This is a genomic window from Paenalcaligenes sp. GW821-LYS-B07-1, assembly GCF_058803365.1.
This window is the reverse complement of the sequence record NZ_CM179516.1, coordinates 248,073-260,504: the sequence shown is the minus strand read 5'-3', so window position 1 is coordinate 260,504 and position 12,432 is coordinate 248,073. Positions and strand designations below refer to the sequence as shown.

Genomic DNA, 12,432 nt, shown 5'->3' with positions numbered 1-12,432 from the left:
ATACTAAAAACTCTTATCCCCATCGAGGTACTACGCCCATGCGCCTGTAATGCCACCGCTCACACATTGACGGCCTGTTTTCGCCCCCCTTTCTTAGCGGGGATGTACGGCATTACTCTACGGTTACGCGCATGACACCTCCTTATCTTTTACTTGATAACGTCGGCTATAGCTTGCCCGACGGACGTATTCTTTTTTCTGACCTAAACCTTAGTCTAGACAGCACCCGCACCGGGCTAGTGGGCCGCAATGGTGTGGGCAAAAGCATGTTGGCTCGCATCATGGCTGGCGAGTTGATGCCTAGTCACGGGCGCTGCCAACGTTTGGGTTCGGTCCGCTACTTACCCCAACACATCCCCATCAACGACAACACCACCATCGCATCATTGCTAGGTATAGATGATGCCCTAACCGCCTTACAGCACATAGAAGCGGGCAGTACAGACAGCCTGCACTTTGATGTGCTGGCTGACCGTTGGGATGTACGCCAACAGCTGCAACAAGCACTGGACAACACAGGTCTTGGCCATCTACACGCCCACACACCTGCACAGCAGTTGAGTGGCGGTGAGTGTATGCGCTTAGCACTGGCCGGTGCCCTAATGAGCAACGTAGACCTACTGATTCTGGATGAGCCTACTAATCACTTGGACAGCCGTAGCCGCGCTGCCCTACAACAGCAGCTACAGCAATGGCCCAACGGCTTGCTGCTCATCAGTCACGATAGAGCACTGTTAAACAGGGTAGACCATACTCTGGAACTTACCCCTACCAGCATCCAGAGTTACGGCGGTAATTACCAGTTCTACAGCGAACAAAAAGCCATTGCTCACGCTGCAGCCACGCAGGCATTGGAACACCAGCAACACACCCTAAAACAAGAGCATAAACGCCTACAAATGCTACAAGAACGCCAAACCAAAAGGCAGGCCCAAGGCACCAAACATGGCAAAGAAGCCAATCAAGCCAAGATCTTATTGGATAGACAAAAAGAACGCAGTGAAAGCTCCGCTGGCCGCATTCATCAACAACAAGCCGCCCGCCTGCAGCAGCTTGGTCAACACTTGCAGCAGGCCCAGCAACAATTAACTCAAGAAAGCATTACAGCTATACACGCAGTGCATGGCACACCACCCACGCAACAACGTGCAGTGGTCTTAGAAGAAATCGTGCTACCTCATGGTGACCCTGCTCTGCGGTCCATCACCTTTACACTCTATGGTCGCCAGCGTGTGGCCGTTCATGGCCCTAACGGCTGTGGAAAATCCACCCTATTAAAAGTGATAGCGGGCCACGTTGAACCGCTGTCTGGAGTTAGGCAAGTCAATGTGCCTTTTGCCTATTTGGATCAACACCTGCGCACACTGGACCCACAACGTACCGTACTGGAACAACTTCGTGACGCCGCCCCAAAAACCGCTGAAAGCAACTTACGTACACGGTTGGTGCATTTAGGTTTAGATAGCCAACGCATCCTACTACCCACCGCACAACTCAGTGGTGGCGAGCGCATTAAAGCCGCATTAGCGTGCCTACTCTATGCCGATGAGCCACCCCAACTTCTGCTGTTAGACGAACCCAGCAACCACTTAGATTTACCCGCTCTACACGCTTTAGAACACATGCTGCGTCACTATCAAGGCAGCCTCATGGTGGTGTCTCACGATAGCCATTTTCTAGACCAATTAGCCTTAACGCATACTCTTAACGCCACTGATATAGGCTGGCAACTAGAGGAACGGCCGCTTACTCAGACTGACAATCTGCTGTGATTAGGTGTATGTCGTTATGGGTTTCGGTGTTGGACACGTCAAAGTCCACAAAACACTGCTGCCAAGCCTCGCCTTCTGGCCAGAAGATGGCGAGCTTGCCGGCAGGCGTGGGCGACACCATGTACAACTGGTTAAATGCCCCTACCGTGAAATATTGACCCAACTCATCTTCCAAGTAGGCGCGTGCACCAGATGGAATATCCTGATTACCAAACAGCAGCATGATTTTGTAGCCTTTGGTGGTTTGGAATTCTGCCAACACCAATGCCCCCTTGGTGGGGTACAAGTCTGTTTGCGACAAGCGGCTCACATCCACATTCAGAGGCAAACTACGACTGTCTAACCTAATGGTGTTATTACGGTATGCAGACAAGCCCGGCACAACTGCCAAACCGTCTTCATCGGTATGCACATTGACACCATTCAATACCCGTATGCCCTCAGCATCTGGTGCAACCACCATGGCATTAGACTCAGACAGCGGATGAGAAAACACCACCCCATACTCCGATGCGGTCACTGCTCCGGTCATCCCATAACTCACAGTGCTGTGGTTATGCCGCGCGTAGGAGAACGCCGCATTCATTTCACCAAAACCACCTCTATACACCGCGTTCACACCACCATAATTTGCCGTACCGTGTGTGCCATACCCTTGCTGCACACCCCAGCTCAGCCGTTTATCGTAGGCATCGCCATCCAACCTCACACTCTGATCCACCACCCCGTCGTTGTTATGACTGATGGTATAGCCTGCCCGCAAACTGTTTTCCCCTTTACGCGATAACGGGATGCCCACGGTGAACATCACTTCACTGGAGTTACGCCCGCGCTCTGCCGATGCCAACGCGCTGCGCTCCCTACCCGTATCTTGATAGCGACGGAAATACAGGCCGTAATTAATGCCTTTATATGTACCGGTGTAGCCCACGCTTAATGAGCGTATGTCGCGCCCACTTCTAAAACGTTGATACACCATGTCGGCATTCAACGCCCCCAAGCTGTCGGGCAAACCTTGAACAATAGACGCCCCCACACGGTTTTTTTCTTGATCTGCAGGCCTATCAAAGGCAATCGCGTCCTTAAAGTTCAGATAGTTTTTGTCCAACTGCTGCTGCAAGCTAAACGAGAACCTTGTGTTGGTACTAGTCACCCCTTTGGCATAATCCATCACTAATGCACGGCCACTGCGCGTGCCTTCATGACGCGTATCGTAGCGTGCGTATTTCACCCCGCTAGACAAGGCGCCAAACTGCCCTAAATTCAGCCCTATACCCAGCGCGGCCGCTCGGTAATCGTTTGTCATCTGTGTACCGCCGTAGAACGTGGTGAAATCACTCAGACCATAGACTAGTTCCGCCTGCCCCACATTGTGGTGAGCACCATCCCAACTATCTTCTAGGTAACGCCCTACTGCTACGCTGTATTTCACTCCACCCTTACGTTCTAGAATGGGGACAGAGGCAAAAGGCACAATAAACTCATTGGTGCTGCCATCAGACTCTTGCACTGTCACATGCAAATTGCCGCCATAGCTGGCGGGCGAGTAATCGGTAATAGTGAAGTGCCCCGCAGGCACCGAGCTTTGGTACACCACTTGGCCATTTTGCCGTATGGTCACACGCGCATCCGTACTCGCCACCCCACTCACTGCAGGCACATAATTTCGTTCCCCCACAGGGCGCATTTGCTCGCTACTTTGCAGCATGACGCCCCTGAACTGAATGGAATCAAACACCGTCGCTGACGAATACACATCACCCAATACCAACTCACTGTGCAACGAGCGTATGTTGCGCGATAACGTGTTATTCAGGTTTTCCCAACTCTGGGATACATCATCTTTGTGCCACACCGAATAATTACGGTAGCGCCATGCTCCAAAATTGATGCCAGGTCGTATGTTCAGATATTGCTCTCGCTTGTTCGCATTACGAGAAGCAGAATACGCATAGTTCAAGAAAGTGTTATCTATGCCGTCATCCCATAGACCTTCTTCTACTTGCTGCAACTTCTGCACATCCAAATAGGCCTGTGGCACGGTGAGCAGCAAAGATCGATCTTCCCAGTCGGCTTTATAAGTGATGTAGCGCAGCCTGTCTAAATCCAAACACAAGCGCTCACCACTTTGAAAGGTAGAGGGCTGAAATAGCCAGATGCCTGCATTGCGCAGACTCTCTTCGGTTAAACAGGGCAGTAACTTGCGGTTTTCCCCCGTCCCCTTTTGGGCAAACGGAATTTCCAGTACATCTACCAGCCGATTGTTTACGTACAAGTGCATGCCATAGCTGCCGGGAATCACACCCCCATCAGGCACCATGACATCCTCTTGGTTCAGTTGCTCTACTTCTTGAGCTATCCAATCAGGCAAAGGTTGCGCGCATGCGCCACTGCTGGTGAACAGGCTTGCTGCACTGACCACACTGCACACATAGAGAAAACGAAATACGGTATTCATCTGCTGTGCCAGTAGCGTCGCTACTACTGGTTTAGGCCACAGGCGACGGGCGGTGTAGCACCACCCACAAGGCATGTATGCCCAACGCCCCCAAGCATAACCACCAGTACCACTGATGCCATGCCAGTATCCCAATCACCCACACGGCGAGACCCATTACTACGGCAATCCAGCCCCAGCGTGCCCAGTTTCTACCCTCCGATAAGCCCCCTATCGCTACCGTACCCAACACCAATAACATAAAGATAGAATATTGCTGCCACACTTCCCAATACCCATCGCCCGCCACATACAGCAGCACCACGACAAACAAGCCTACGCCTGCCGTCGCGATCACCCATGCGGGCCACTGTGCAGTAATGGCTGAACGCTGCAGCATAGGTTTACGTAGCCATCTACGCAGAGGATCATGATTGGTATGTACAGGATTCGTAGACGCATCATGCCCTGTCACGCCATAGCACACGGGGTACTCAGGCTGTGCTGTCTTATAGGTGCCAAATAACTTGTCCCAAATCAGGAAGGTGCCACCGAAATTCGTGTCGTGATACACCGGATGATCGCCATGATGCACACGATGATGATTAGGCGTCACCATAAAGCTTTCCAACCACAGTAAACGTGGCGTCACCGCATTATGGTTGAACAGTTGCACACCATAATGAATGGTAGAAACCACCAAAAAAATCTCTACTGGCAACCCTAAAAATGCCATCCACACAAAGAAAGGGATAGAGCTTAATGACGAGTACCAGGAGTTACGTGCCCCCAACGACACATTGAAGTAGCGCCCTTCGTGGTGTACTTCGTGAATGGCCCACAGCAAACCAATTTTGTGATGTGTGTAATGCAGTACGTAGAAGCAAAAATCCCAGACAATGAAGCCAAACACCCACTGCCACACGACGGGCCAGCGCGAGATCACATCTAGGCTCCAGTGACTGGCTACCCACCCGAATACAAAGACCTCAAAGCCTCTAAACAGCCACAACACTACGTGCCCAGAATTCAGGTTCAAAATAGTGTCTTTCCAACTGAACTCTGACCCTCTACCCTGCCATTGCAGCACAAACATCTCGGCCACAATAAAAAACAGCATAAACGCCAGAGGGAAAACCATCAGATTAATCTGCGTCACCCTGCACCTCTGCTCTATTTGCCCGCCAATACGCACTCAATGCAATCACCACTATCGCTACCACCACAGCCGCCATCACGTCGATGAGCAAATGTCGTTTTAACTGCAGTACGGTATAAGTAATCCATACCAACCAACCGGCATAACCACTTTTCACCCACCAATGCTTACCGTGCCATACCGCATGCACCGCTAATAACGATAACAAGATATGCAGTGAAGGCACACAGTTTTGACTGGAATCTATATGTAACAGCCATGTCACCCATGGCCCCGTCCACGTGCCTAGCTCTACCGGCGGATACACCATGGTGGTGGGATACAGTAGGTAAATCACCCCACAGAACAATGCCCCCCATTGCATTTGCCGTGCCAGTATTTGCACTCTGGATAGCTCGGCAAATAAGTACGCTGCCGGGATCAACACAAAGAACGACAAGTACCCCACAATCGCACTTTGGTCATAGGATATAGCCTGATCTAACCATGTTTCAGGGACCACATGCCCCACACTTTGCCAGTAATCCGTCAGGCTGTAGACCACGCCTACCGTTCCCCAGCCCCATGCCATCCACCACAAGCGGTAAAACAACGATTGGCTCTCTGTTGGTGACACACTCACGCCGCCACCCGCTTAGTCACACGCACAATACGGCGTTTTTTACGTAAGAAATCACGCGGCACAGCATGTGACACACCTTCCCAGCGTAATCTTTGTACATCTACCTGCTGCGTCACAAACCATTGCCATAATGCCTGCTGCACCTGCTGTTGCTGCGCAGGCGATAACGGAGCATGCAAACGTAGCAAGACAGGCTCAACCTCATCAGACATCGTGTGCTCTAACACGTAATCTACGTCCCACGGCAAAACAGTAGCTAATACTCTATTGCACGCATCCGCAAAGATCGTCACCCACGGCTGCTTTACGCCCGGCAAACACAACTGGTCATCTGCTCTACCTTCTATGTGACTAATCACCCTCGTAGGCCTACCGCAAGGGCAGGAATAACCACTATCATGCAGCACATCATCCAACCGGTAGCGCACTACGGGCTGTGTAGAGCGACGAAAATCAGTAATGATGGGAATAAAACGGGTCTGATCCAGCCACTCTGTTTCCACCACTAACGACTCTTCATTCAGGTGCATAGCTCCTTGCTCGCAGGTAGAACCCAGAAAACCCTCGGTAGCTTGATACACCTCAGCCACATCACCAAACTGCTGTTGCAAGACTCGTTTATCTTGAGGGCTTAACACCTCGGCAGCGGAAATCACGCGTGCGGGGCTGATCGTTAGGCTGCTATCCTGACACTTCTGCGCCAACGCCACCAACACTTGAGCTGGTGCTACCAAGATCGTAGGTTGATAGTCTTCTAAGTCCTGGCACTGCTGATCAAAATTGGCCAACAGATCGAAAAACCTAAAGCTCAGAAAACGACTGTTGACGTTTTGGTATAGCGCATTATCAGCACGTAAAAATAACGCTACGCGCTCGCCCGCGAACAAGCCTTTAGGTAATAGCTTGGATAAAATCGTTGCTGACCATAAAGCGCGCTCAGCAGGGCTAGTCACAAATAACCCTCTAGTACCTGATGTGCCTGACGACAAGCCCACGCTGTACTCCGACACCAACTGAGAAAAATCACGGCTGCTCTCGGCATGTAAGGCGTTTTCCAACAGCTCATCTCGGTTCAGCCCCGCCGTATTCATCTGATCGAATTGCGCCATCATGCTGGCTTTATTCATCAACGGCCATGCTGATAAAGGCTGCCCTACATACGCACTAAAGTATGGGCTCTTTACCAGCACTCGCTGCATAAACCCCTGTAATTGCTGCTGTTGGTACTGTTCTAGTTGTTCGCGTGACCAGCGCCGTACCCGCTGCTGCAAGCGTTTGGCTTTAGCATACTGCCACAACGTTTGTAGACCCTGCGCCATTAGGTAGACTCCACCGTAGAGGGAATACCACCTTCATGCGCCAACAAAATTTTCACCACGCCACGTTGATGTAAGGCATGCAGCTTCTGCAAGGTTTGTAGCATTTGGCTGGCATCGTCCATGATCAAACGAGCAATCCACGCTGGCTGGCGTAGCTCAGTGTAATTTTCTGGTGCCCATGCCGCATCTGCGGCTAATAACACCCACCCTGTTTCGGTATGGATAAAAGCACCTATGTGCCCTCGCGCATGCCCCGGCAACGGCACCACAAACACCTCGCCATCGCTATCAGGCAGTGCCCAGCCAAACTCAAACGGAGCCAACTCAGGCGGCAGCGCACATGATTCCCACTGCTCTACAAACTGTATGCGTGACTCAAAATCATCGGGAATAAGCCCTGGCACAAAGCCTTTACGCACAGCTCGTAAGCCTTTCAAGGTTTTGTGATACTCCCAACCAGGCTTACTGGCATACATTTCTACATCGGGGAAATCTCGTAATCCTGCAATATGATCACCATGAAAATGCGACAGCACCATGCCCCGTATATCCTTACGCGTTATACCTTGCTGCGCCAACTGCAAAATAAGCGCTTCCTCATTCTGGAAGTGCACAGGTGTAACCGCTGGATATAAGCGATATACCCCTTTAGCGGTACGCGTATGAAAATGGCTGGCATAACCGGTATCCCACACCCATAGCTCACGCCCTACCTCAATAACATAGGCCCGTGCAGGAAAACGGCATAGCTTAAAGCCGCTACCTTTCAACGCCACACAGGCTGGGTGCATGCAATATCCCACTTCATACGTATGCAAGATTGCCATGAGTTACCTTTGCTGCTGTTTCAGCCATTGCGCCGTCAACGCAATACTTTGCTGCATGGAATACAACGGGTAATAGCCCAATTCTTGCTGTGCTTTACGCGGGCATAACGTCATATCAAAACTTAGAGCACCCACGCTATACCGCGTCAGCATAGGCTCTTTAGCTGTGATTTTGGCGACCGCTTCCATACCAGTAGCCACTGCATACAGCACGGGATACGGCACAGCCTGAATGCGTATATCGTGCCCTAGCTCTTGCCTGAACAAGGTATCAATCACATCACGCAGCACAATAGGCTCTTGATTACTAATGTTATACACAGCAGCAGGTGGCAAGTTAGGCTGGGTGCTGGCCAACTGCATGGCATGCACCACATTCAACACAAAGGTTAAATCCACATAAGCTTCGCCGCCACGCGGTAGTTTTAGCACCCCATCAAAGCGCGCCAGCTGTTCTTGTAGGCGCGGCACAATCACTCTATCGTAGGGCCCAAAAATACCGCGTGGGCGCAACATCGTAAAACGCGTTTCCGAATACTGCTGCTGCGCCTGCTGTATACAGCCTTCAGCCATAAATTTGGTCTGTGCATAAGTATTCGCAAACCTGCTCGCGACAAAGCTTTCTGGAATTTGCTGCCTGTTTTGAAAATCAAAATACAAGGATGGCGTAGAAATATGCACAAAACGCTGTACCCCAGTTTGGCCCGCTGCCTGCGCTAACGTCTGGGTGGCCACCACATTGGCAGCCACAAAAGCCTGCTTATCGCCCCACGGTGCGGATAACGCTGCGCAATGCCATACCCAATCTACCTGCTGTACCAAGGCCTGTAAGGTTGCCGATGCAACTGTGGATAAGTCACAGGCCACAAACCGCACACCTTGCTTGCCCAATTCTGCACCTGCTTGCTGATCTCTACCTAGACCTATCACCGCATACCCGGCCTGCTGCAGCCACAATGCAGCATTTCGCCCCAAACCACTGGTAGCGCCAGTCACCAAGACAGTAGGTAATGAAGAAGGTTGCGTCATCAACAACTCACAGTTGCAAAATCATGCCAGCAAACGACACACTTGCTGCTGTAGCGATCAACATCACCACATCACCCGCCTTGCAGCGTTGCTGGTGAAAAGCTTCATACAATGCCGTCGGCACTGAGGCTGCCACCTGATTACCGTGTGTCGCGTAAATATCCATCAACTTATGCGTAGGAATGCCCAGCTGCTTATGAATATGTTGCATGGCCAAGTGGCTAGCTTGGTGCGGAATCACTAGATCCACCTTATCCAAGCTCAAGCCTGCTTGCTGCAGCAACGCCTCTTGGTAGCCATCAATAAAACGCGAAGCAATCTTAAAGACCTTGCGCCCCTGCATCTTGAAATAGAAATCCTGCTCTTGCATACCGGCACGCTGGTTAGCACGTGTGCCACCCGCACGGATTTCACAAAAATCGCCTTCCAAGATATGGTTTTCCAGACGCGTCGCTAGAATACCTTGGCTGCCATTCCCTTTTTGCACCAACGCGCAAGCAGCACCATCACCAAACAAGTATGAGGACTCCTCGTCCTCCCAGTTCAGGCCACGCGATGCCAACTCAGCGCTCACAATCGCGATACGCCGATACCTACCTACTTGCAGCAAACCGCTAGCCACCTCTAAAGCCGCCACAAAACTGCCGCAGCTTAGATTCACATCAAAACCTGGAGTACCATCGGGCGCCTGTGCAGCGCGTAGTATGTGCGTGGCCGTGCAAGGTAACGCTTGCACAGGAATCGCAGATGCACTGATCAACAAATCTACCTCGTTGAGATGCCAACCAGCCTGATCTAAGGCATTATGCAGCGCCTGAGCAGCCAGATCCGCCTGTAACACCGAGGCATCCGCCAACGATCGAGACACAATGCCAGAACGTTTTTGCACGTATCCAGTCGGTTTACCTAATTGACTATCTAGATATGATGACAACACCGGTTCTGAGGGTAGCGCTTTGCCCATGGCGCTGATTTCTAGAGGGACCAGCCCCATGCTTATATATCCTTTACCAAACCGACTTCAGCCACCATACCGTCGCCAAGCCGGCGATAGTCATCAGCAGAGAGCCTAAAACGTGCACCGTCACCATCCCTAACGCCCAGCTATAAGCGCCTCGCTCTAAGGCTGTGACAACTTCGATGGAAAACGTAGAAAAAGTAGATAGCCCACCACAAAAACCGGTGATGATGACCAATCGCCACTCAGGGGATACATTGGGCATCTGCGCAAAACATGCCACCGCCACACCTACGATGTAGCCCGCTATTAAATTGGAAATTAAGGTTCCTAGTGGCATATTTGGCCAGACAGCATTTAACCGTAGGCTCAATAGCCAACGCAAAACACCACCGCTCCCCGCCCCAACGGCCACAGCCGCTATGGCTTTCCACATAGAGTTTTCTCCGTAACGGCATATGGCCGTCATCTGACAAAAAACCTATCGTAGCACCAGAGAAGCAGCCATTCCGCACTTTTTCCCATTTTTGTTATGTTGAGGGGCAAGGCTATTGCGGCATTGCTATTTGGTATGTTCGTGAACGTATCGAAGCAAAGGGCAGAGAGTGCCGTTATCAAGAAATCGGGAAGCGGTGGTAGCGTATTTACGAAATGTTTTGTAAAACAACTCACGATTCATAATTTGTGTAGAAAAACATCAACACCCTTCATCATCCGTAATCAGTGCTTACTTCCCACTGATTCTTGTGCAAAAGCACACCAATAGCGGGAAAAATAAACACTAACAATTCAGATCAATTCATTACATTGTCATAAACCGTTATTAATCCTGCTTTGTTGATTGGCTGTCTAACAAGACCCCTTCTATAATCACAGTATTCCCTGACTATGGCTATGTGTTTTTAGCCTATTACTTTGTGCGCATGTCTAAGAAACACTCCCCCGCTCCTATTCTGGCAGAACGCTACCCTTTAGCTCTATTCGCTGGATTGATTGATATAGCACTGGTCATTGGCGCAGCATACGTTGCCTATCACCAGCGTTTTGACTTCTGGAGCATGAGTTCCCGCTATGAAGTTGCCACATTAGCACTCGCCTTGATGGGCACCATCTGCCAACTGGGCATGGATACTTATGGTTCTTGGCGTGGCCGCCCCTTTCTTAGGCAACTAGGCAGAGTCTATACCGGCTGGCTCTTGGCCTTTGCCCTACTGCTTGGGATTGCTGTCGCTACCAAAGTAACAGGTCAGTACTCGCGCCTTTGGTTAAGCACCACAGCACTCTATGCCCTAGTAGCAGTTACCCTCTTCCGGCTGAGCACCTACCTCCTACTACGCTTTGCACGTACTCAAGGCAGAAACCAGAAACATGTATTGGTCGTAGAAGGTCATATACCCTCAGAAGAAATTACCAAAAGCTTGCCTGATTTAGGACGCGTAGGCTATGAAGTACGACAACGACTCAAGCTAGAAAACGATCAACAATGGTTTGATCAACTCATCGCCTCAGTGAGTGAGCAAAATGTGCATGAGGTTTGGTTGTGTCTACCCTTACAAGAAGGCGAGTCCATCAAGAAAATTTTGCACAGCCTACGCCACCTCACAGTAGAAGTGCGCTTCATACCAGACTTGGGTGATCTACCGCTATTGAATCACCGGGTCAGTCAAATTGCTGGACTCTATGCGCTAGATATCAGTTTGAGTCCAATGGAAGGCTCTGCACGTCTGGTGAAACGTATTGAGGATTTGATTATTGGCTCTATTATCTCAATCCTAATATTACCTGTCTGTTTAGCAATCGCTATTGCGATCAAAATGACCTCTAGAGGGCCCATCATTTTCAAACAATATCGGACAGGAATTAATGGCCGTCGCTTTAAGGTCTATAAGTTCCGATCTATGGAAGTACACACAGAAGTAGCTGGGCAAGTAACACAAGCAAAATTTGGTGATCCGCGTGTAACCCGTCTAGGTGCGTTCCTGCGCAAGAGCAGCTTGGATGAGTTGCCACAGTTCTACAATGTACTGCAAGGCCGTATGTCTATCGTAGGCCCACGCCCGCATGCCCTCGCTCATAATGAACACTACAAAGACCTTGTAGAGTCCTATATGAAACGCCACAAGGTCAAACCTGGAATTACAGGCTGGGCGCAGGTGAATGGTTATAGAGGCGAGACAGACACTATAGAAAAAATGCAGAAGCGCGTTGAATATGACCTTTGGTATATCAACAACTGGTCACTGTGGTTAGATTTGAAGATTATCTTTCTCACAGTGTTCAAAGGGTTTGTAAATAACAAACCCTGACCT

General features: G+C 50.5%; 10 protein-coding genes. 2 read left to right on the top strand and 8 right to left on the bottom strand.

Annotated elements, in window-relative coordinates; translation table 11 throughout:
* The first annotated feature begins 131 nt into the window (after positions 1-131).
* Entirely contained in the window at positions 132-1,772 is a 1,641-nt protein-coding gene (locus AC3QL0_RS01220; protein ID WP_493009709.1) for an ABC-F family ATP-binding cassette domain-containing protein, read from the top strand.
* On the opposite strand, the gene AC3QL0_RS01215 is transcribed toward AC3QL0_RS01220, so the two are convergent.
* Genes AC3QL0_RS01215 through crcB form a run of 8 tightly spaced genes read right to left on the bottom strand, consistent with a single transcriptional unit; the run spans position 1,747 to position 10,559 of the window.
* Positions 1,747-4,230, bottom strand: a complete 2,484-nt coding sequence (locus AC3QL0_RS01215; protein WP_493009708.1) for a fimbria/pilus outer membrane usher protein — start codon at positions 4,228-4,230, stop codon at positions 1,747-1,749. The genes AC3QL0_RS01220 and AC3QL0_RS01215 overlap by 26 nt on opposite strands.
* Before the next feature lie 31 nt (positions 4,231-4,261).
* On the bottom strand, positions 4,262-5,368 hold the full coding sequence (locus AC3QL0_RS01210) for a sterol desaturase family protein (RefSeq protein ID WP_493009707.1): 1,107 nt from the start codon (positions 5,366-5,368) through the stop codon (positions 4,262-4,264).
* Positions 5,355-5,984, bottom strand: a complete 630-nt coding sequence (locus tag AC3QL0_RS01205) for a phosphatase PAP2 family protein (protein WP_493009706.1) — start codon at positions 5,982-5,984, stop codon at positions 5,355-5,357. Before AC3QL0_RS01205 ends, AC3QL0_RS01210 begins: the two co-directional genes overlap by 14 nt.
* Positions 5,985-5,986: 2 nt before the next feature.
* Positions 5,987-7,309, bottom strand: a complete 1,323-nt coding sequence (locus AC3QL0_RS01200; RefSeq protein WP_493009705.1) for a F390 synthetase-related protein — start codon at positions 7,307-7,309, stop codon at positions 5,987-5,989.
* Entirely contained in the window at positions 7,309-8,136 is an 828-nt protein-coding gene (locus AC3QL0_RS01195; RefSeq protein ID WP_493009704.1) for an MBL fold metallo-hydrolase, read from the bottom strand. The genes AC3QL0_RS01200 and AC3QL0_RS01195 overlap by 1 nt, the downstream gene beginning before the upstream one ends.
* Before the next feature lie 3 nt (positions 8,137-8,139).
* Entirely contained in the window at positions 8,140-9,165 is a 1,026-nt protein-coding gene (locus AC3QL0_RS01190; protein ID WP_493009703.1) for an NAD-dependent epimerase/dehydratase family protein, read from the bottom strand.
* Between the two features lie 7 nt (positions 9,166-9,172).
* Entirely contained in the window at positions 9,173-10,159 is a 987-nt protein-coding gene (locus AC3QL0_RS01185; protein ID WP_493009702.1) for a 3-oxoacyl-[acyl-carrier-protein] synthase III C-terminal domain-containing protein, read from the bottom strand.
* Between the two features lie 13 nt (positions 10,160-10,172).
* Positions 10,173-10,559 carry a fluoride efflux transporter CrcB gene (gene crcB, locus AC3QL0_RS01180; RefSeq protein ID WP_493009701.1) on the bottom strand — a complete coding sequence of 129 codons (387 nt, stop codon included), beginning with the start codon at positions 10,557-10,559 and terminating at the stop codon, positions 10,173-10,175.
* 487 nt (positions 10,560-11,046) lie between these two features.
* Between crcB and AC3QL0_RS01175 the strand changes: the two genes are divergently transcribed.
* Positions 11,047-12,429 (top strand): undecaprenyl-phosphate glucose phosphotransferase, encoded by a 1,383-nt coding sequence (locus tag AC3QL0_RS01175; RefSeq protein ID WP_493009700.1) that lies wholly within the window; start codon positions 11,047-11,049, stop codon positions 12,427-12,429.
* Positions 12,430-12,432 lie beyond the last annotated feature (3 nt).